General features: G+C 43.7%; 19 protein-coding genes. 6 read left to right on the top strand and 13 right to left on the bottom strand.

From position 1 onward, the window contains the following. Window positions 1–27 precede the first annotated feature (27 nt). From AB5916_RS04450 to AB5916_RS04430, 5 genes are all read right to left on the bottom strand, one after another. Window positions 28–1,065, bottom strand: coding sequence for a zinc-dependent alcohol dehydrogenase family protein (locus tag AB5916_RS04450; RefSeq protein WP_368189428.1), 1,038 nt, complete (start codon window positions 1,063–1,065; stop codon window positions 28–30). A 16-nt stretch (window positions 1,066–1,081) separates the two neighbouring features. Then, entirely contained in the window at window positions 1,082–1,984 is a 903-nt protein-coding gene (locus AB5916_RS04445; RefSeq protein WP_158422104.1) for an alpha/beta hydrolase, read from the bottom strand. A 26-nt stretch (window positions 1,985–2,010) separates the two neighbouring features. Then, complete coding sequence (locus AB5916_RS04440; RefSeq protein WP_368189426.1) at window positions 2,011–2,976, bottom strand: ABC transporter permease; 966 nt, start codon at window positions 2,974–2,976, stop codon at window positions 2,011–2,013. Window positions 2,977–3,040: 64 nt separating this feature from the next. Beyond that, window positions 3,041–4,534, bottom strand: a complete 1,494-nt coding sequence (locus tag AB5916_RS04435; RefSeq protein WP_368189425.1) for a sugar ABC transporter ATP-binding protein — start codon at window positions 4,532–4,534, stop codon at window positions 3,041–3,043. 181 nt (window positions 4,535–4,715) lie between these two features. Then, window positions 4,716–5,717 carry a sugar ABC transporter substrate-binding protein gene (locus AB5916_RS04430; protein WP_368189423.1) on the bottom strand — a complete coding sequence of 334 codons (1,002 nt, stop codon included), beginning with the start codon at window positions 5,715–5,717 and terminating at the stop codon, window positions 4,716–4,718. A gap of 416 nt (window positions 5,718–6,133) precedes the next feature. On the opposite strand from AB5916_RS04430, the gene AB5916_RS04425 reads away from it, so the two are divergent. Beyond that, entirely contained in the window at window positions 6,134–7,267 is a 1,134-nt protein-coding gene (locus tag AB5916_RS04425) for an ROK family protein (protein ID WP_368189420.1), read from the top strand. 94 nt (window positions 7,268–7,361) lie between these two features. Here AB5916_RS04425 and AB5916_RS04420 read toward each other — a convergent pair whose 3' ends face one another. Then, window positions 7,362–7,949, bottom strand: a complete 588-nt coding sequence (locus AB5916_RS04420; protein WP_158422108.1) for a 50S ribosomal protein L25 — start codon at window positions 7,947–7,949, stop codon at window positions 7,362–7,364. A gap of 380 nt (window positions 7,950–8,329) precedes the next feature. Here AB5916_RS04420 and AB5916_RS04415 point away from each other — a divergent pair, with 380 nt between their 5' ends. From AB5916_RS04415 to AB5916_RS04400, 4 genes are all read left to right on the top strand, one after another. Further along, complete coding sequence (locus tag AB5916_RS04415; RefSeq protein WP_368189417.1) at window positions 8,330–8,857, top strand: hypothetical protein; 528 nt, start codon at window positions 8,330–8,332, stop codon at window positions 8,855–8,857. A gap of 9 nt (window positions 8,858–8,866) precedes the next feature. Next, window positions 8,867–9,568: a response regulator transcription factor gene (locus tag AB5916_RS04410; protein WP_158422110.1), complete on the top strand. Its 702-nt coding sequence runs from the start codon at window positions 8,867–8,869 to the stop codon at window positions 9,566–9,568. Window positions 9,569–9,571: 3 nt separating this feature from the next. Continuing rightward, window positions 9,572–10,831: a sensor histidine kinase gene (locus AB5916_RS04405; protein WP_368189415.1), complete on the top strand. Its 1,260-nt coding sequence runs from the start codon at window positions 9,572–9,574 to the stop codon at window positions 10,829–10,831. A 109-nt stretch (window positions 10,832–10,940) separates the two neighbouring features. Continuing rightward, a complete protein-coding gene (locus AB5916_RS04400; protein ID WP_368189413.1) occupies window positions 10,941–11,474 on the top strand; it encodes a prolyl-tRNA synthetase associated domain-containing protein in 534 nt (177 codons plus the stop codon). On the opposite strand, the gene AB5916_RS04395 is transcribed toward AB5916_RS04400, so the two are convergent. The 5 genes from AB5916_RS04395 to AB5916_RS04375 all read right to left on the bottom strand — a co-directional run bounded on the left by AB5916_RS04395 (window position 11,455) and on the right by AB5916_RS04375 (window position 18,229). Continuing rightward, window positions 11,455–12,651, bottom strand: a complete 1,197-nt coding sequence (locus AB5916_RS04395) for a YibE/F family protein (protein ID WP_368189410.1) — start codon at window positions 12,649–12,651, stop codon at window positions 11,455–11,457. The genes AB5916_RS04400 and AB5916_RS04395 overlap by 20 nt on opposite strands. Continuing rightward, on the bottom strand, window positions 12,648–14,210 hold the full coding sequence (locus AB5916_RS04390) for a fibronectin type III domain-containing protein (RefSeq protein WP_368189408.1): 1,563 nt from the start codon (window positions 14,208–14,210) through the stop codon (window positions 12,648–12,650). Before AB5916_RS04390 ends, AB5916_RS04395 begins: the two co-directional genes overlap by 4 nt. Before the next feature lie 301 nt (window positions 14,211–14,511). Further along, entirely contained in the window at window positions 14,512–15,237 is a 726-nt protein-coding gene (locus tag AB5916_RS04385) for an HAD family hydrolase (protein WP_368189405.1), read from the bottom strand. 226 nt (window positions 15,238–15,463) lie between these two features. Continuing rightward, window positions 15,464–16,948: a S1C family serine protease gene (locus AB5916_RS04380; protein WP_368189403.1), complete on the bottom strand. Its 1,485-nt coding sequence runs from the start codon at window positions 16,946–16,948 to the stop codon at window positions 15,464–15,466. Between the two features lie 183 nt (window positions 16,949–17,131). Further along, a complete protein-coding gene (locus tag AB5916_RS04375) occupies window positions 17,132–18,229 on the bottom strand; it encodes a CdaR family transcriptional regulator (RefSeq protein ID WP_368189401.1) in 1,098 nt (365 codons plus the stop codon). Between the two features lie 170 nt (window positions 18,230–18,399). Between AB5916_RS04375 and AB5916_RS04370 the strand changes: the two genes are divergently transcribed. Continuing rightward, a complete protein-coding gene (locus AB5916_RS04370; RefSeq protein WP_368189399.1) occupies window positions 18,400–19,551 on the top strand; it encodes a glycerate kinase in 1,152 nt (383 codons plus the stop codon). Between the two features lie 51 nt (window positions 19,552–19,602). On the opposite strand, the gene AB5916_RS04365 is transcribed toward AB5916_RS04370, so the two are convergent. Further along, complete coding sequence (locus AB5916_RS04365; RefSeq protein WP_158422118.1) at window positions 19,603–20,433, bottom strand: energy-coupling factor transporter transmembrane protein EcfT; 831 nt, start codon at window positions 20,431–20,433, stop codon at window positions 19,603–19,605. Then, a complete protein-coding gene (locus tag AB5916_RS04360) occupies window positions 20,423–22,147 on the bottom strand; it encodes an ABC transporter ATP-binding protein (protein ID WP_368189397.1) in 1,725 nt (574 codons plus the stop codon). Before AB5916_RS04360 ends, AB5916_RS04365 begins: the two co-directional genes overlap by 11 nt. Between the last annotated feature and the right edge of the window lie 12 nt (window positions 22,148–22,159).

The following is a 22,159-nucleotide window of genomic DNA, read 5'->3' as shown; positions in this document are numbered from 1 at the left end:
GAAATCTCCGACCGTTTTCACCTAAAATTAATCCTGTGGATGTACCACCACTTTGATAGATTCACTGGACATCTGCATAAGAATAGCGTCTTCCAGATGCTCCAGATCATAATGATGAGTGATTAATTTTTCAATCTCCAGCCGTCCACTGTTGATCAGATTTACTGCTCTCTGGTGAGTATCCGGATTGATAATAGAACCACGCACAGTAAGCTCTTTTTTATAAACATCAAATAATGGAAGAGGTGCCGTTCCTTCTACTGGCGGTACGCTGAACAGCACTACAGTACCGCCTGCACCTGCCATTTCGATGGCCTGCTGTGCGATCTTTGGGTTCCCCACACACTCAATGACACAATCTGTTCCTTCATTTCCTGTGATCTGAAAAATCGCCTGGGCCAGATCTTCATGGATAGGATCAACAGCTGCATCTGCCCCTACACTAAGACCAATCTTACGTCTCATCTCAATTGGCTCACTAAGGATTACGGTAGATGCGCCTTTTAATTTGGCCAGCTGGATCATAAGCTGACCGATAGCACCACCACCGATTACCAGTACTGTCTGTCCTGGAATAATATCTGTCCTGTCAATCCCATGGATCGCACAGGCCAGAGGTTCAGCCATGGCAGCCACATCAAAAGGAACATCTTTATTTAATTTGTAACATTGATTCTCTGGTGCTACAGAATACTCTGCAAAACCACCATTTACATTCACTCCAAGAGCAAATAAATGCTCGCAATTCTGCTTTTTTCCCATGCGGCATGGGCGACATTTCCCACAGTACATATTAGGATCCAGGGTTACATGATCCCCTACTGACACTTCTGTTACCTCAGATCCTACCGCAGTAACCACACCAGAATACTCATGTCCCAATACAACCGGAGGAGTTACATCTGCTGAACCCTTTTCTCCATGATAAATATGTACATCTGTTCCGCAGATTCCTGCTGCCATATTCTGTATCATTACCTGATGTGGCTCCAATTCTTTAAATTCCATATCACGGACTTCAAACTTTTTTTCTTTGTCCGCTCCTAAAAAATATGCTCCTCGCATGTCCTAATACCTCCCATTACTTTAATGTTCTATGTAAATAATCCAGGATCAGATCCTTTACTTCAGTCTGTGAAAATGCTGCATCTGCATGGTCTACCCCATCAATCAGTACAAATTCTGTGGGAACACCTTCCTTTTCAAGTTTTTCATACAGAATATCACTGTGAAATACTGGAACCTGTGTATCTTTTGTTCCATGAAGCAGGAGAAATGGAGGCGTCTCCTCTGTAATGTAAAATCTTGGATCCATCTTCTCACCGATTGTCTTTTCATGGCGCAGGTGATTCACTCCTGCTGCCAGTGACTGCGGTTCCAGTTTTCCTCGTAACAAAAACTGCTCTTTTTCATCATAAGAATCCAGGCTTTCCCTGCCCTCAAAATTCATCATATCCACAGCTCCGTAGAATATCACTGCTGACTGCACTGCTGAGCTTTCATCCAGGTATTCACCTTTTTCAAATTCCTTACGATCTCCGGTGGCTGCCACAAGTGAAGCCAGATGTCCTCCTGCCGACTCTCCCATCACTGCAATCCTGTCAGGATCGATATTCCACTCACAGGCATGGGCTCGCAGGTACCGAATCGCCTGCTTCACATCCATCAGCATTTCCGGGAAAAACCAGGTTGCCGGAAGGCTGTAGGAAACACTTGCCACCACATAGCCTTTCTTTGCATAGTAAGACAACTCCGGAAGCCATACATTCTGGTCTACCTCTGTCCATCCACCGCCTGTGATCCACAGGATACAGGGCTGGGGCGCGGGCTTATCATCATATTCAAAAAATGCTCTCTGATGAAGAATGCTCATCTTTAAAGGAACTCTGGTTGCATTACACCAATAAGGTTTCTGGGAGAATACCAGATCTGTACACTGAAGGATCACAGGTTCTTTTGTTTCTACTTTTATGATTCTCTTCACATTGACCACCTTCCCGTATTATGGTTTCATTCTTTTTCCACAACAGAAGCAGCATGTTTTCTGGAAGCATAATCCATACCAACTGCAAGGATCAGTACAACACCGTTCATTACATACTGCCAGTAAGTATCCAATCCCAAAAGTGTAAGTCCGTTATTCAGGATACCGATAATCAATACGCCAAATACCACTGAAAACAATCTTCCGGCACCACCGCTTACAGATACACCACCTAATACAACAGCTGTAATTACCTCGAACTCGAAGCCGCGTCCTGTATTCGGTGTTCCGGACATCAGACGGGAAAGCATAAGAAGTCCTGCTACACAGGCAAACACAGAGCTCATAATATAGGCCATGATCTTTACTTTATCAACATTGATTCCGGAAAGTCTTACAGCCTCTTCATTTCCGCCAATAGCATACAAGCTACGCCCAAAAACGGTTTTCTTTAAAATAAAGGCCCCAAGTACAAACATCAGAATCATGATCAGCGTAGGAATAGGAAGCATTCCAATATACCCCTGTCCCATAAGTGCAAATCCATCACTGAAGCCAAATACTGGCTGACCACCGGAGATCAGATATGCAGCGCCATAAAGGATATTCATAAAAGCCATTGTTGCGATCATCGGCGGGATATTATACTTTGTGATCAGGAAGCCATTACAAAAACCAACTACTGCAGACATGAGTAGACTGACCAAGATCGCCAAGATCGGATGCACACCCATTTTTACCATCATGGTTGGACAGAGTACATTTACAAGTTCAATAGTGGAACCAATGGACAAATCAATCCCACCGGTAAGGATGATCATCATCATTCCAACTGCCGCAATTCCACGAAAGGAAATCTGCCTGGTGATATTTAGAAGATTATTCAGATTCAGAAATGCCGGTGACAAAATACTGAATACAATAAACAACGCCACAAATGCAAATACAATAATATTTTGGTTCATCCATGATTTTACATTTTTCTTATTCATCTTTTATGCCCTTTTCTTTATAAAATTCTATATTTAAAGGAATCAGCTAAAATACTATTCCGCCCTAACTCTGAGATGCCAGGGACATTACCGCCTCCTGACAGAATTCTGTTTTTGACAGTTCCCCTGTTACACGACCTTCGCAGAATACTACGATCCTGTCGGACATTCCCAGAAGTTCCTCCATATCAGAAGAAATCATGATAATGGATTTCCCTGCCTGTATTAGTTCATTCATGATCCCATATATTTCCTGCTTTGCCCCTACGTCAATACCACGGGTAGGCTCATCCAGTATGATCACATCCGGATTCTTTGCCAGCCACTTGGCAATAACCACCTTTTGTTGATTTCCACCAGACAGGTTTTTACAGATCTGTCTGTCGGAAGGTGTTTTGATTGCCAGTGCTTTAATGTATTCACCAACAATATTTTTTGCTTTTGTATAATCGATCACATCATGTTTCGAGATCTGAAGCAGACTGGGGAAATATATATTCTCCCCCACAGACATATGAAGCATCAGACCCTGCTTCTTTCTGTCCTCAGGTGCAAGAGCGATTCCCTGCTCAATGGCATCCTTTGGATTTTTAACCTTTAACTCTTTTCCTTTGTAAGTGATGGTACCGCCGGTTTTTCCCGTAATCCCGCAGACCAGCTGCACAGACTCAGTCCTTCCGGCTCCTACCAGGCCGCCAAATCCCAGGATTTCACCTTTACGAAGCTGAAAAGATACATCCTTTACACCTGGTCCTTTCAGATGCTGTACGTCCATCACAACTTCCGTCTGTGCCTGCTTGTCCAACTTTGGATACTGCTCCGTCAGCTCTCTTCCTACCATCATGGAAATCAGTTCCTGACGGTTGGTATCACGGGTGTTTACTGTTTTGATCATTTTTCCGTCCCTCAGGATTGATACCCTGTCTGTAATCTCAAAGATTTCATCCAGCCTGTGGGAAATATATATAATGGTAACACCTGAGGCTTTCAGCTTTTTAATGATCTTAAACATGATCTCCACTTCATTGGTAGTAAGAGAAGCAGATGGTTCGTCCATTACCAGGATCTTAACCTTATGGGACAGAGCCTTTGCAATCTCTACCAGCTGCTGATAGCCTGTTGTCAGTGTTCTTACATTCGCAGTCACATCAATATTTATTCCAAGCTGTTCAAATATTTTCTGGCTTTCACTCACCATAGCTTTCATATCAATCATTCCGTGTGTGCGGATCGGACTTCCAAGGAAGACATTTTCCGCAATAGATATGTCGTTTACCAGATTGAATTCCTGGTAAATAACAGCAACTCCCTGCTCCTTTGCAATAGCAGGTGTCAAATTATTAGTATATTCTTTTCCATCTATCAGAATCGTTCCGGATGTAGGAATCACAGCACCTGTGGTAGATTTAATCAATGTGGATTTCCCGGCTCCGTTCTCACCGGCCAGCGCATGGACTTCTCCTGCACGGAACGCAAGACTGACATTATCAAGTGCCACAACACCTGCGTATTTCTTTGTGATATTTTTAAATTCCAATATATTTTTCGTACTTTCCATATGCCAACCTCTTGAATATCTTTTGCTCGTTGTAACTGTCCAGTACCCTTGTGAGATACTGCCTGCTGAATCGTTACTGCCTGTTGTCTTAAATTATGCAGGGACCTGCCTGAGGCTTCCTTTTCACGATATTCACCGTTGTTGCCTCTTCTGCCTGTACAGGTGCCCTGCATACACATGTTTACTTGCTGAGTTTACTCAGATCTATCTGATCTTCATATTTCCATTCTTTCAGCCAGTCTTCCATAGTATCAACAGTTACCAGCTCATTTGGTGTTACCTGATCTTTTTCTGTGATTCCATTATTCAGAGAATCAAGGATAACTTCTACGATACCATCTCCAAGCTGCCAGCCTGCGCCAAATGCAACTTCCGCTTTGATGGGGTCACCGTTTGCCATCAGCTGAAGGGCTTCGATAGTACCGTCAACTGCAAAAATACCAAATCCTTCCTGCTTGCCGGCTGCTTTTACTGCCTGGTTAGCACCAATACCGCCGCCATCACCGATGGACATGATCACTTTCATATCCGGATATGTTTGCAGCCAGTTCTCTACGATGGTCATTGCCTTATCTGCAACTACACAGGAATCCTCAACAACAAGTTCTGCATCTGGAGCATTCTCTGCCAGGGCTTTTTTCATTGCCTCTCCACGATCTTTACATTCCTGGTTCTCATAGAAAGTAAGAAGACCAACCTGTGCTTTTCCGTCATAATTATCATTAATAAACTGAGCTGCCTGCTCACCGATCAACTGTCCTGCACCTGCATTATCATTTGTATAGGATACATCATATGTGTTGGTATGGATGCCGTAACACATAACCATGATTCCTGCATCCTGGGCATCTTTGATAGCACTTTCTACAGAATTGATATCAATTGCAGAAACGATAATGGCATCCTTTTTCTGCTGAATGAAATCCTCGATCTGTGCAACCTGCGTAGACGGATCATTATTAGCTGCAACAACGGTAAAGGTACTTCCCATTTCTTCACCCTTCTTCTGTACCTCGTCACAAACCTCTGCCCAAATTGGATTGGTCAGATCCGCTACTGTCATACCGATCTCATAGCTTTTTGCCTCTTCGCTCTTAGCCTCCTCTGCTGAAGCTGGAACTGCCAGAACAGATGTGCCGATTAACGCTGCTACTAAAGTCCCTCTCAATACATTACGTTTCATGAATGCTCCTCCTTTGTTTTATAAATATATTTTATAAATGTTTCTTGATATATTTGATGATATCATTGTATTTATTTACTGTCAATCATCGAATTGCCGATTCTATTTGTGCATATTTACTATATCTCTTTTTGTTTTATGCATTCTCAAAGCAGTTATTTTTACAAAAATACTTTATATATCTCTTTTCAAGCTACGGTTATAAGGTTTTATACATCATTTTTCTCTCATTTTCAGCCTTTCACAGATTTTTTTTCGCTTTTTTACATGAGTTTTACATTTATTTACGATTATTTATATAATTCCTTCTTCTTTTTCACCTTATTTAGCTATATTTTCTTATTTTCCCTATTCACTTTTGTAAATATATTTGTTATAATTATAACAAAATCAAGATCTTTCACAGGAGATGTATTATGGGGATTACAACTTCAGAATTGAAGCAATTGAATTGCGATATGGTATATCGGATGATTTATGAGAATAACGGCATCACCAAGCAAATGATTGCCAAAGAGTTGAGATTTTCATTGCCTACAATTTCACAGAATCTGGGATATCTGCTGGAGCAGGATAAGATCCACTGCAGTTCCCACAGAGCTGCAACCGGCGGCAGACCGGCACAGTTATATAAATTCAACTATAATTCCAGAATCACTATTTCTGTAGAACTTCTCGCCAACATGCTGAATGTGGCTGCAGTCAATCTGGCTGGAGAGATCATCGCCGAATCCAGCCTTGACCTGGTTTTTACAAATGACCCTCTTTATTTTGAAACCTTCAGTTCCTGGGTGAATCATTTTATTGCTTCACTAAGCTGCAGGCCGGAACAGATCCTGGGCATTACAATTGCCATTCAGGGTGTGGTTGATGCAGATCAGGAACATATTTCTTTCGGCACCCTGTTGTCTAGCAGTACTTTTGTAAGGACTGATTTTGCACAGCACTTTCAATATCCGGTGTCTCTGATCCATGATGCAGAAGCAGCTGGGATCGCTGAGAGCTGGCACAGTGCTCCGGATATGAATGCTATCTACCTTTCCCTGAATGCCAACCTGGGCTGTGCGGTGATCGTCAATGGTCAGATCATGAGATCCAGACATCTGAGCAGCGGTGTTATGGAGCATCTTACACTGTACCCCAATGGCATTCCCTGCTACTGTGGGAAGTGTGGCTGTGCAGAAAGCTATTGTTCTGCTAATACCCTGATCCGAAAATCCGGTCTGAGCCTGCCTTTATTCTTTCAGAAGGTTCGTGACAAGAATATCAAATACCTGCCGATCTGGCAGCGATACCTGCAGGATCTGGCACTTATGATCGATGATGTACGGATGGTCATCGGTGGTGATGTGATCATCGGCGGTCTGCTGACCCCATACCTTACAGATGAAGATCTGGATTTCATCAAAGACAGCGTATACTCTCTTACCACCTTTAAAAATGCAGACTTCACTATCAGTAAGGGGAAATATGGCAAGAAAGCCACTCTCATCGGTACTGCGCTCACCCGCATAACGGATTACCTGAAGGAAGAGCGCCTGGTTGACTGACCAGATACTTAAATTCATTTACGTAAAAAGACCGCCGCTGTACCTGGCAGCGACGGTCTTTTTACAACAACATTCATACATAAACAACGGCTCTTTATTCGGCAGCCTCTTCTTCCTTCGGCTCTTCTTCAGGAACAACATTGTGTACCTCGGAAACCACAACTACGGTAGCATTCAGATCTGTACGCAGATCTACATCCTTATCCTGTGCAATCGGCAGATCCTTAACTTTGATGCTATCGCCTATATGCATATCTCCAACATCTACCTCGATCTTCTCCACCAGTGCAGCTGGCAAAGCCTTATAAGCAATCTCTTCCAGCAAAAGCTGTACCACTCCATCTGTTACTTTATCATGGTTCAGAAGAACAACCTCTGCAACAGAATGTACTTTTTCATTGCTTACCAGAGCCTGGAAATCGATCTCATCTACCTGTCCTTTTAACGGGTTAAATTCCACGTCCTTAATCAGTACATCATACTTTGTACCGTCCACATCCAACATGATCTGGCTGCCCTTACTGCTTGTTTTCAGCAGCTTATCCAGATCCTTCTTAACGATCTTGACGGGAATGGATTCTTTTATTTCTCTTCCAAAGATATTACCGGTAACAAATCCTTCTCTTCTTAATTTTTTGGCTTTGACATCCATGCTTCTTTTTTCAGCTTTTAAAGTATTCATTTATCTTTTCCTCCAAAAATCTGATTTGCTCAATAGCCTTCACCCTGATTTCCCAGGGAGGTTTTATTAAGTAGCTTTCCTTTGTTACAATTGTATTATAACACTCATATCAATTTCAGATTCACCAATTTTATTTTTTTTCATCTGTAATTTTTGTTAGTTTTTAATCTTGTATTTTCCCGCCACCCTGCTTACGATTTTCCGCCACATCTCCCACGATTTTCTTTGTATTACTTTTGCTTTTGGTGTATTGTAGTATTAAATGCAGCCACTTGATTTTTAATCTTATTTTAATCTTTCTTCAAAGTTACTTTAAGGAACCACTGGTAGATTATAACAGTCAACTGATACAAAACTTTGATTGAAAGGAAAAGGAAAATATGGACCAGTTAGAAAAAGTAGAGAAATTAAGAGAGAGAGCAAATGTCAGCTATGAAGAAGCAAAAGAAGCCCTGGAAGCAAGTAACTGGGATCTTCTGGATGCTATGGTATATCTTGAAAAGCATGGGAAAGCAGAACCTCCTGAACAGGAAACCGCATCCTCTGCCTCCCAGGAAACTCCCCAGTATGTATCGGTTAAGGAAAAGGTAGAAGAACAGGAAAAAGAATCTTCTGAAGGTCTTCTTACCAAGCTGGCAAAGATATGCAAGGTGCTGTTCCGCATGAGCAAAGAAAACAGCTTCTGTGTGAATCGTCATGAAAAAGAACTGATCCGCATACCCGCCTGGGTACTGATCCTGGCTCTGCTGTTTGCATGGAAAATAGTACTTCCGGCAGTGGTCATCGCCTTGTTCTTTGACTGCCGATATTCTTTCTCAGGAAAGGATGACCTTTCTCCGGCAAACAAAGCTATGGACAAAGCCAGCGAATTTGCCGGAAAAGTAAAAAGCGAATTTGAAAGCAGGTAAATTCTAATCATGAATGAACATATTCTAATTGTAGAAGACGAAGAAAAACTGGCCAGGTTTGTGGAGCTTGAACTGCTCCACGAAGGCTACCAGGTCAGCAAATCATCCAACGGAAGAGAAGCCCTTGCCATGGCTGTGGCAGGGGATTTTGACCTTATCCTTCTGGATATCATGCTTCCAGGCCTGAATGGTCTGGAGGTTTTAAGGCGGCTTCTGCAGGATCATCCTACGCCTGTGATCCTGCTCACTGCCCGTGACGCAGTCATGGACAAGGTAGCCGGGCTTGATGCAGGTGCTGTAGATTACATTACCAAGCCATTTGCTATCGAAGAATTACTGGCAAGGATCCGCGTAGCCATAAAGCTGCACAGGAATTTTAACAAAGGAACTGTGCCAGAAGCAGAAGACGGTCTTCTTCGATGGGGACACCTTACCCTAAATGAAAAGAAGCACCAGGTTACTTATGACAACCACCAGATCAGCCTTACCAACCGGGAATTCCAGATGCTGAAAGTCCTTCTGGAAAACCAGGATATTGTACTGACCCGGGATGTTCTCCTGGAGCGTGTTTGCGGATATGATTATGTAGGCGAAACCAATGTTGTTGACGTATATATCCGTTTTCTCCGTTCCAAGATCGATCAGGTTTTCCAGGTCAAAATGATCCAGACCGTCCGGGGCGTAGGCTATGTGATCAAATCGGAAGAGTGAAAAATGCAGAAAAATAATACTCAGACCAAACGTATGACCTCTATCGCAAGAAAGCTGCACAGGTCATTGATCCGAAAAAAAATCTCCATGTATACAGGCTTTGATTTTCTTCTTTTTGCGCTTCTGCTTGTTGGCTGGCTGGCCAGCCTGGAATACCACACCTTTGGTAAATTCATCCTGTCGTACAACCGTTATTTCCATATTCCATCCGGAAGTACACACTGGTTTCGGGATCTTGTTTACATTGTATCCGATCAAAAAGAAAAGATCCTGCTGAAGGTTCCCCTTGCGGATCTGATCATTGTGCTATGTATCACAACAGGTATCCTGTTTTTACTACAGCTTCTGTTTATATGTTTTTCATATGCAAAAGAAAGCAAAAAAATCCGTCAGATTCTGGCTCCCATTAATGAAATTGCCCTGAAAGCAGATGAATTGAGCCGTATGGCTCTTTCCGGCGACAAATACCAGCAGATCGAGGATGCTATTTACCACCTTCATCCGGAAGAGGCTGAACTGCTTTCTTTTGGCGACTCCGACCTTCAGGGGATCGAAGCTGCAATGAACAACCTGCTTCTGCGTATGCGGGATTCTCAAAGACAGCAGGCCCGTTTTGTCAACGATGCTTCCCATGAGCTGCGAACCCCTATTGCAGTGATCCAAGGCTATGCCAATATGCTTTCCCGTTGGGGCAAAAATGATGAAAAAGTTCTGGATGAATCTATCACCGCTATCCAGAATGAATCTGACCATATGAAGCATCTGGTAGATCAGCTTCTTTTCCTTGCAAGAGGCGACAGCGGAAAAACACAGCTTTCTCTGGAGCCGGTTTCCCCTAATGATCTTATGAATGAAATATATGAAGAATCCCTGATGATTGACGAAAATCACTTATATCGTTTCCGGCCTGGGGATCCGGTGCGGCAGGTGCAGGCAGACCCTGCCCTTCTAAAACAGGCTGTGCGTATTCTTGTTGATAACAGTGCCAAATATACCCCCAAAGGAGCCGAGATCCTTCTTCGTACCGGGCAGACTGATGATGGAAAGCCTTATCTGGAAGTACAGGATTCCGGGATCGGTATGTCTCCCAAAGATGTTTCCCATATGTTCGAGCGTTTTTACCGTTCTGACGAAGCCCGCAGCTATCAGGGAACAGGGCTTGGGCTTTCTATCGCCAGGTGGATCATTGACCGGCATAATGGACGTTTTGAAATCCTTTCCCGTACAGAACTTGGCACCAGGATCAGGATCATTCTGCCCTAATATTACTTAGCCTCTGGTTTTTATCGCTTTACCATGATACAATGTTCGTCAGACAGCGCTGCCAGACCTGGTGGTTCTGATTATGAATTTACTGCAAGGAGATACTGATATGGAATTATTTGAAGGAAGACCCACTGACTGCCAGGGGCGTCTTGCAAAGGAAATCCGGGTTTATGATTTTCTTGATTCACTTGGGATCAAATATCAGCGGATTGACCATGAAGCCCTGATGACCATTGAAGCCTGCCAGAAAGCCGATCAGGTACTGGGAACTGTAATCTGCAAGAATCTGTTTCTCTGCAACCGCCAGGAAACGGACTTTTACCTGCTTCTGATCCCTGGAGATAAGAAATTTAAAACAAAAGATCTGTCTTCCCAAATTAAATCCGCAAGACTTTCTTTTGCAAAAGAAAACTATATGGAAGAATTTCTGGACATTACTCCAGGCTCTGTAAGTATCATGGGACTGATGAATGATAAAGACCACAAAGTACGTCTTCTCATCGACAGTGATGTGGTAAAAGAACCATATATCGGCTGTCATCCCTGCATCAACACCTCTAGCCTTCGGATCAGCACCAATGATATGCTTGAAAAGATCATTCCTGCTATGGGACATGAGCCTACATACGTAGAATTGTGATATGTTTTTTAGCCAAAAAAGACTGTGGCACAGTCTCTTTTTTATGGAAAAGAAACGCACAGATCAGCACAGTCAGCGGTACGCAAAGAACGATTCCAAAGCTGCCTGCCAGTCCCTGCATAATGGCAATTCCTATATTATTTGAATTAATGATCTGCTGATAAGGCAGATTGTATGCATAATCCAGAAGGAGCATGCTTACACTGCTCCCGGCAAAAGCAAGGATCAGCGTATTGCTGTCTGTTCCCATCATGTCACGGCCTACACGCATCCCGGCCTTAAACAATTCTTTTCTGGTAAGCATAGGATTCTGTCTGTAAATCTCATCAATGGCACTGCAGATAGACATAGACACATCCATCACTGCCCCAAGGCAGGAGATCAGAAGTCCTGAAAACAACAGTCCTCCTACCTGAATCCCATTGGTATTCCATAAAGTCATTAAAGTCTCGATATCTGATACATTATATCCGGTGATCCCGGAAGCTTTACTGAAGCACCATGCCGCCACACCAGCCGCCATAACTCCCACCAAGGTTCCCAGTGTGGCCGCTATGGTCTTTCTTGAAGCCCCACCGATCAGGTACATGGTCACAAGAGTGGTGATAAAACAAATAAATACCCCACACCAGAATGGGGAATAATTCAGGTACACCAGTGGAAGGTATACAAAGATCACGCAAAAAAAGGTAAAGACCAGTCCCAAGCATCCTTTGATCCCCTGCCATCCGCCTATAATGCAAAGAGCAAGAAGATATAAAGCGGCAAAAATATAGATCACCCATTCCCTGTCCTGGGAATATACGCTTGCCACCGTTGACTCACCTGCAACGCTTTGCATAACGATCACTTTCATTCCCGGACTGCAGGGTGCACCGAACAAATACCCGGAACTGCTGGTAATATCCAGTTCTTCTCCTTTTCGCACACCGGTAAGCATACGCACCCGCACTTTTTGCTCTCCCACACGGGTTCCGTTGTCTTCCAGATTGTCCTGAAGGATCTTCACTACTTCTGCTTTTTCAAATGTCTGCCCTGTACGGACTACCAATTCTGTTTTCTCCACCTGGTTCAGACGGATCACAAACACAGCGAACAGACAGACAAGAATGAACCCTATAAGATACCGGGCTGCTTTTTTCTTTTGAAACAGCCCGGCAGATCTTAATTTACTCATTTCGTTTTTTCAATGGTAAAGGTATCATCAATCGCTTCTGCTTTTCCATCCTCGGTAATCTGATATGTGTCAATGGAAAACTGATCTGCGGTCATTGTAATCACAGAGTAGCTGGGAAGCCAGTTCTGGCTGCGTGCTGCAATGTAATCCTGCTGTGTAGGTACTAGTTCATAATATTTGGATCCGGATGCAGAGTTTGCTGTCATGTAAAGGATTCCCTGAGGATCTGTTACTGTATTGCCCTCTACGTCCTCAATGGTATAGCAATTATTATCCTGTTTGAAGGCATCCAGTGCAGCCTGTGCATCAGTATCTCCATCTTCCGGAGCCAGTGTGATCTGTTCCTCTGTATCTACGTTTGTTGCATGATCCCAGTCATAATCAGAACCATCCTCATTCAGACGGAACTCATATTTTCCATGGGTCTGTCCATCACCGTAAAGCATTTTAGAACGGCTGTAAGTATGGTCATGCCCCTGAAGCACCACATCAATATCATTGCTGTCAAATACAGGGGTAAGCTGTGTACGAAGGATCATACCGTCTGTATCGGAATGATCCAGACCTGATCCGTAAATATCCTGATGGATGGTAACTATACGCCATGCTGCATCCGGATAAGCAGCTACTGCCTCTTCAATAGTCTTCTGATGCTCTGCCACATTGTAATTATTTGTATTCAGTACGATAAACAGGCCTTGGCCATAGCTGTAATAATAATCTCCGCCAGCTGCTGTTTTACCATTCTCTGTGTTATTCGGATTATTGAAATGATAAGCATAATCTGCATTCAGGGAATCATGGTTTCCAATTGTAGTTGCAACCGGAAGGGAAGTAAGTGCTTCTGCGCTTAAATAAGATGCATACTCTTCTTCCTTTGGTTTTCCTGTTTTATTTACTTGGTCGCCTGCAGAGATCACAAAGTTCAGATCCGGATTTTCTGCAAGTGCTGTATCCAGTGTACGTGACCATGCAAAGCCATCGTTCTTTGCTGCTGTATTAGCTGCTCCATCCTCAGCGGATAACTCCGCTCCGTCCTGAGTCTGTCCTTTAGAAGCACCAACCTGTGGATCTCCTACATACAGGATCTTTACGGTATCCATTCCCTTTGTGGTATACTCTGTTACTTCTGTCTGCTCACCATTTTTCTCAACTGTATAATAGTAAGTGGTGTTTGGCTCAAGGCCGGTAACTGTTACATGATTATATTCATAAGCCTTGTCACCTGTCAGATCCTGATCTACGTCTCCGCTGGTTCCCTCAAAGGTTTCCAGATTATCTTTGTCTGTCCCGAAATGTACCACAGGTGTTGCCTGGCTGTCTGTCTTTTCACTGTACCATGCAAAATTTAATTCTGTATCATCTGCTCCAGGTGTAAGGGAAACTTTTGTAAAATCTGCTGCGGTTGTTTCCCAGCTGGATGACCACTCATCCCAGCCATTATCCTTTCCTACTACACTACTGTCTGTATAATGATCTGTGGAAGCAAATGCTGCTGCCGGACATACGGTTACTGCACTCAGGGCAAGGATAAGACCTGCAACTAATTTTTTCTTCATAATAACTCCTCTCCAGTAAATGGAATTTTAATATCAAATCAAGTCTTTTTTATTCTCAGCAGAAAAAAGTCCCGGGCCCGTCAGGCTTTCTCGCTTACGGGATGGAGTATAGCACTGTAATTTTTGTAAAACAATATGGTTTCCAATGTTTTGCCGCACATTTTACCATGCCTTTACAAAGCAAAAGCGCCTGATATGATTTCTTAACCCAAAAGGAACAAATTTTTCCTTGGAGAAACATACCAGGCGCTGCTGATTGCTGCTTAAGCAGACATGTTTATTTTTATATAATAATTAAACGCTAAAAAGGCCGCAGATCCCCCAATCCTAGGATCACATCCCGTAATTCTTCCTGTGTTTCCACCTGATAATCCGGTCTCTTTGCCCCTTCTGGAAGCTTATACCCGTGGTAATTCACCCAGATGGTTTTCCATCCTGCATTCATTGCTCCTGTCATATCATTAGCGATGGAATCTCCGATCATATAAACAGTCTCATCAGTAATCCCCAGCCGCTGTTCTGCCATCCGGAAGATTTCGCTTTCAGGCTTGGCGCATCCAACCCCTTCTGAAACCAGCACATGTTCCATTGGAATCCACTGTTCCAGTCCCATAATATGACATTTATCCTTTTGATGCTGATCCGGACCATTGGAGATCACACCCATCCGTATCCCTGCAGATTTACATATATCCAGTATTTCCTCCAGTGCCGGTGAAAGTTTCAGATTCTGCTGTTTTTCTTTGTATCTGCGCTGAAAATCTTCTGCCATTTCTTCTGTAAAAGGAATCTGCAGGTCTTCCATTGTTTTCATAATGCGGCATATCCTTGACTGGTGAAGTTCCATTCTTCCAGCAGAACTTTCCAGGAACATTTCGTAGCTTCTTTTCCCAAAAATCTGGTAAAAAAGTTCTGGATCCGGCAGCTTTTTACCGCCCATTGCCTCTTCACATGCCGGCTGAAGCAAATCGATCTGGCGGTATAATGTATCATCAATATCAAAAACCAATGCTATTTTATCTGTCATCAAATGTTCTCCCTTCCCATTTCCGTATCATACGATTATATTATACTCTTCCACAAACAGCAATTCATTTATTTGATGCGCTTCTGCACCTACAGAACCTGCCACCGGCAGCTTCTTACGGATGCCTGGCAGCAAAAATACCGCACCGGCTTCCTTTCCCGAAACCGATGCGGTATTTTATACCAGGTGCTTTACCTGCTTCATATTCTTTTCAATCCAGAAGGTTTTAGTTCACGCCATCACCAAACTGAAGTCCACTTCTGCCTCCCTGTTCAAAATCATCAAACAGGTTGTCACCGCCCTGGACATCATCGCCCTGATCATCACTGTTCTGTACATCGCTGTCCTGGTCCTCATTACTCTGATCCTGGTCCTCACTGGAGCCAAGAGTAACTTCTACAGTACTCTCTTTGTAACCGCCCTTACTAAGTGTTGCGATCGTAACCTCTACCTGTTCTTCCGGTTCATAGTACTCAAGCATATCTACCAGATCTTCAATAGAAGTAACCGTCTTGCCATCAAACTTTGTGATAATGTTCTGTTCCTTAATACCAGCAGCCTCTGCAGCACCGCCTTCCGTTACTTCTGCAACATAAACACCTTCCGGAATACCATAATACTGGCTTGCTTCATCACTGACTGTACGTCCGCTGATGCCAAGTACGCCATGGCTTCCCTCTACTTTATCTCTTGTCTTCGCATTCATCAGATTCTCAATATCATCTGCAACATCAGAGATCGCAATTGCATAACCGATACCTTCAACCTCAGTAGATGCCAGCTTTGCGGAATTGATACCAACAACCTCACCCTTCATGTTAAGAAGAGCACCGCCACTGTTACCAGGGTTGATTGCTGCATCTGTCTGGATCAGATTGATACCGCTCTGGTTATCTTCTTCATCACTCTGAACCGTCTGCTGGGAATAATCAGAATTTGCTCTGCGGTTCTTTGCACTGACAATACCAGTTGTAACAGACTGTCCATAACCAAGTGCATTACCAATAGCAATTACCTGCTCGCCAACCTTCAAATCATCGGAGCTTCCGATGGTTGCAACAGAGATTGCATCCATGGTATCATCGGAAATATCATCCAATGATACGGATACAACTGCCAGGTCATTTGCCTTATCATATCCTTTTACTTTTGCTTCATAAGCATTGTTATCAACAAAACCAACAGATAATGTATCTGCGCCCTCCACTACGTGGTAGTTGGTTGCGATCAGAAGCTCTGTATCGTTCTTCCCGATAATAATACCGGAGCCGCTTCCTTCAACCTCTCTCTCCTGTGGTGCATATCCGTACTGACTGAAGATCCCGTAATAATCCTGCACCTCCTGTACAGACTTGGTACTGATGGATACTACAGAAGGCATTGCCTGCTCTACAATTGCAGATACATCCATACTGTCTGCAGATGCTGTATCTTTTTTGTCAGAATCATCGGAGCTTGACTTCTTAGCTTTCAGAAGAGTAAGTGTGTCGCCACTCTCTGCAGCCTGTACATTGCTTGCTGTATTCCAGTTGTTCAGATAATTAAATCCGTGATAAGAACCTGCTGCAAGTCCTCCTGCAAGCACTGCACAAAGGCTGATGCTTAAACCTTTCTTCATCATTTTCTTTTTCTGGTTTTTCTTTTCTGCTTTTTTGTTATTTTCATTCTCATTCATTTCATCCATCTCATTAAGTTCATTAAAATCCTTCATGATATATACCTCCTTAAAGACTCATCGTCTGTTTCATTCTTAACGATTTGCTGCATTCTTTAATGATCTGCTACATTCTTTAATGATCTGTTGCACTCATTAATATCTGCTTCATTTCCTTTTGATGCTTCACAGTATAGGGGTTATTTGTGTTTACTTTGTGGGAAAAATGTGTTCAATTTGTTAAAAATCATTTTTCTGTTTTTCGTCCTTTTCTGCCTGCACGCACACTGCTGTATACAATGAAACCCCATCCCTGAACCTTCTCGGGTCATATCCACAAATCTCCCGAATACGGTTCAGCCGGTACTGAAGAGTATTTTTATGCATGTTCAACAATTCACAAGTTTTCTGCAAAGACATATCCTGGCTGTAATAGACTTTCAGTATTTGAAGATCCTCCGATGCCAGACCCTGCAGAATTTTCTCTGTATACTGAGTTTTCACTTTTACAGATACATTTCCCAGAAGCATTTCAAATCCCAGTTCTTCATACAAGCAGAATCCTTTGCGGCCCTGTACACATCTCTGAGCCAGCCTTGCCTCCTGCCAGGATTGGGAAATATGCGAAAGTTCCTTAATCATTCCCATCCCTGCAGTAATCTCTGCTTCATGAACCCTGGTCAGTTCCTGCAGCAAGCGAATGGTTTTGCCTGTATCACTTTCTTTCAACAATAATACATATTCTCCCGGATATTCATATGTATACCAAGGACTGATCTTTTCAAAAACACGAAGCACAGGATTGGTCATTCCTTCCTCAAAAACATCTTGTCTTACATTTACAAAAGCCATCCTGTACTTTCCAGATTCCCTAATTCCATTTTCTTTAAAAAAAGCTTTCAGTTCTGTATAGTCTGTGATGTCCTGCCTAAGCAGCATCCGAAGCATATAACTGATCTTGGATCTCTTTTGGCTGCCTCTAGCCTCCACTTCTCTTTCCCGCAAAAGTATTGTAGTGATTTTCTGTGCCAGGGCTGCATATTTTCTTGCCTCTTCCAGCTCGCCGCTGATTCCTACTGCAGCAATCACTTTTCCATGATAAAAAACCGGAAGATTTACTCCTTTTTGAACACCCCAAAAGCTTTCATCACCTGAAACTTCTTTTGTATCCCCTTGTGTTACTACCTGATAACCAATCTCATGAAAGGAATCTACACGGCTATGGTCTGTGCTGGCAATAATAATCCCCCTTGCATCAATATAATTAATATCTTTTCCACATACACTCTTTACTGTATCCACAATATACTGGGCAGTTTCCCTGTCAATGATCTCCATGTTTTCACCCTCATTATGCTTTTATAAATTTATATGTTCTTTATAACATATATTTCTTGTTTTTTTTAACCATATTTTATTATTTATACCATTTTTTCATGCGATAAAACTGATAAAATATAAACAAAAGTAAGATTTGATTCGTAAGCCCAAGAAAAGGAGATCTGACCATGAAACTTGTAATTGCCATTGATTCATTTAAAGGAAGTATGACTTCTAAGGAAGCCGGTATCGCAGCTGCCCAGGGTATCCGAAAAGTTTTTCCAGATGCTGATATCTGTATCCGCCCTCTTGCAGATGGCGGCGAAGGCACAGTCACTGCCATCACTGAAGGCATGGACGGCTCTTTTCGTACTGTCACAGTAATCGGTCCAGACGGAAAACCAGCTCACTGCCGCTATGGCATCCTTCCTGCCTCCCACACTGCTGTGATTGAAATGTCAGGTGCTGCAGGTATCACACTTGTACATGGAAAAGAAAAAAATCCTCTGCATACAACCACTTATGGGGTGGGGCAGGTGATCCTGGATGCGATCTCACAAGGCTGCCGTAAGTTTATCGTAGGGATCGGAGGAAGTGCCACCAATGACGGTGGTGTGGGGATGCTGCAGGCATTAGGCTTTGATTTTCTGGATGCTTCCGGGGATCCTATCCCTTATGGAGCCCAGGGGCTTTCCCTTCTGAAAACCATTGATAATGCCCATGTACTTCCGGAACTAAAAGAATGTACCTTCCGCATTGCCTGTGATGTGAGCAATCCACTTTGCGGTCCTGAAGGATGCAGTGCCATCTTCGGACCACAGAAGGGTGCAGATAACGAAATGATCGCTCTTATGGATCCATGGCTGGCACATTTTGCAAGCCTTGCTGGTAAAATATATCCGGATGCAGATCCAGACTATCCAGGCTGCGGTGCGGCAGGCGGCCTTGGCTTTGCCTTTCGTACTTTTTTGAATGCTTCTTTGGAATCCGGGATCAAGATCGTGCTGGAAGAAACACACATGGAAGATTATATCAAAGATGCAGATATCATCCTAACCGGAGAAGGCCGGCTGGATGCACAAACTGTTATGGGCAAAGCCCCCCAAGGTGTAGCACAAATGGCAAAAAAATACGGAAAACCGGTTCTGGCTTTTTCAGGATGCGTAACCCCTGACGCTGTCATTTGCAATCAGTCCGGTATTGACGCATTCTTCCCTATTCTCAGATCCCCGGTTTCCCTGGAAGAGGCTATGGATAGTGAAAATGCCAAAGCAAACATGTCTGCTTCTGTGGAACAAGTTTTCCGTGTAATAAAAACATTTATTATAAGTGCTCAGTAATCATCCTCACAGTTACAAGTTTTTCCCTCAAAATATCCTTTAGATCGTCTCTTATTTGAAAGGATTATAAAATCGTCCAAAACGCAGGGTAATTCCAAGGCTGATTCCAAATAGCACAACCCCCAAGGCAAGGGCCACAAAATCCCTGCGGGCAAATGGACGTTTCATATACCAGGTACGCTTTTTATCCTTTCCAAAGCCTCTTAGTTCCATAGCATTGGAAATGGTATTGATCCGATTCAGGCTGGTAAGGATCAGCGGCATCAGGATGCTGACAGAGTTCTTCAGTCTGGCAAAAAACGGCTCGCTTTTTCCCAGCTCAACCCCTCTGGCTTGCTGTGCCTGGCTGATACTGTGGTAATCTCTCTGGATATCCGGAATATAGCGGAGGGCAATTGCCACAGAATATCCAATCTTGTAGGAAACACCAATGCTGTTCAGGCTGGCCGCAAATTCGCTTGGATTGGTAGCAGAAATAAACAAAATCGCCACCGGAAGCGCCACAAAATACTTCAGAGAGATATTCAGCATATAAAACAGCTGCTCCTGGGTGATATCATACCTCCAGAACAAGTGAAAAAGCACATGGCGGGTCCCATACAATGTGGTGCCCTGGTTAGGATCAAACAGCAAAATAAACAAATTATTCAAAAGGAGAAATACCAGCATAAAGATCATCATAAACCGAACTTCCCGAAAGTGGATCCGGCTCAGCTTAAAAGCAAATAGACTGACCGCCAAAAGTCCTAAAAGCACCCAGGTATTATAGGTGATCATACTTGCAAAAGTAAACAGAAGAAAAAATGCCAGCTTGGTGGTACCTGTAAGCTTATGCACCACACTTTCCCTGGGAAGATAATTTAATACTGTCTTAGCAGCCATGACTGCGCACCTCCCTGTCCGTCTCTATAAATCGTTCTACAAAAGCTTCTGCCGGAGTGATCCCACACCGGTTCGCTAATGTAAAAAGACTGGTTTCCTTTAATGCTGCCTTTTGTATCAGATCAGGATCACAAAGAACACCTGCCGCACTTCTGTCTGCGATCAGCTGTCCGTCGCAAAACACCAGGGCTCTTGGAGTATACTCCAGCATCAGATGCATATCATGGGTGATCATGATCACTGTTACACCCTGTCGGTTCAACCCCCGCAAAAACTCCATAATATCCGTGTAATGTCTGAAATCCTGGCCTGCCGTAGGCTCATCTAAGATGATCAGTCTTGGATCCTGCACCAGCACACTTGCTATAGTCACCCGCTTCTTCTGTCCAAAGCTTAATGCAGAAACCGGCCAGTTTCGGAAAGGATATAAGCCACAGATCTTCAGGGTAGACTCCACCTTTTCCCTGATCTGCGCCTGATCCATACCACTTCCCTGAAGTGCCAGGGCAACCTCGTCAAAAATCATGTTTTTAGAGATCATCTGATTAGGATTCTGCATTACATATCCAATATATTTTGCTCTTTTACGGATATTTTCTCCGGTAATGTCCCGTCCTTCAAAAAGGATCTTGCCCTTCTCTGCCTGCTCAAAGCCGCAGATCACCTTGGACAGCGTGGACTTCCCTGCACCATTCTGTCCTACGATGCTGACCATTTCTCCTTTTCCAATAGAAAAGCTTACATTATGCAGCGTCTGCCGCTCCTTTGTATATCCGAAGCTCAGCCCCTCTACCTGCAGCAGAACCTGTGGTTCTTCCTTTGGCTTTGGCTGTGGTCTGGATTCAAACCAGCCGGAAAGCTTGCGGATGTCCTGTTCGTCAAGCACAGTATGATCCACATGGGAAGGCTTCTTCTGTGGCGTGATCTGGATCCCGGCATATCGCATAGCGGTTACATACAAAGGCTCACGGATCCCATTCTCCGCCAGAAGGCTGGTGGCAAGCAGTTCATCCGGATGCATATCCGCCAGGATCTTCCCTTCATTTACCAAAACGATCCTGTCCACATTTCGCCACAGGACATCCTCCAGCCTGTGCTCAATGATCAGTACTGTCGTATCTGTCTTCTCCTGGATCTCATCGATCAGTTCGATGGCCTGTTTGCCAGTAGCCGGATCCAGATTGGCCAGCGGTTCATCAAATAAAAGGATCTTCACCCTGTCCACCATCACACCAGCCAGCGAAACTCTCTGTTTCTGGCCGCCGGATAATTCATGGGGCGCATACTCCAGATGCTGCCGGATCCCTACCAGATCCGCCACATGCTCTGTGATCTTGTGCATCTTATCCTGCGGGGTGCAGCTGTTCTCCAATGCAAATGCAATATCCTCCCCTACTGTCAGACCGATAAACTGTCCGTCAGGATCCTGGAGGACAGTACCTACATGTGCAGAAAGTTCAAAAATACTGCTGTTTGGTGCATCCACACCATCCACCATCAGACTTCCAGTGCACTCTCCTGGATTTGAGAAAGGATTCAGACCATTCACGCAGGATGCCAGCGTACTTTTACCACTGCCGGAAGGACCGGCGATCAAAACTCTCTCGCCAGGGTAAATATCAAGATTGATCCCAGTCAGTGTAGGCTTTTTCTGTGCCCTGTACTGAAAGGAAAAATCCTTAAATGAAATAATAGGTTTTTTCAGTTCCGTCATATGTATATACCT

Origin of the sequence: Blautia sp. 1033sp1_1033st1_G9_1033SCRN_220408 (assembly GCF_040929965.1) — a bacterium.
GTDB lineage: Bacteria > Bacillota > Clostridia > Lachnospirales > Lachnospiraceae > Blautia_A > Blautia_A ammoniilytica.
This window is presented reverse-complemented; position numbering and strand designations above follow the sequence as displayed.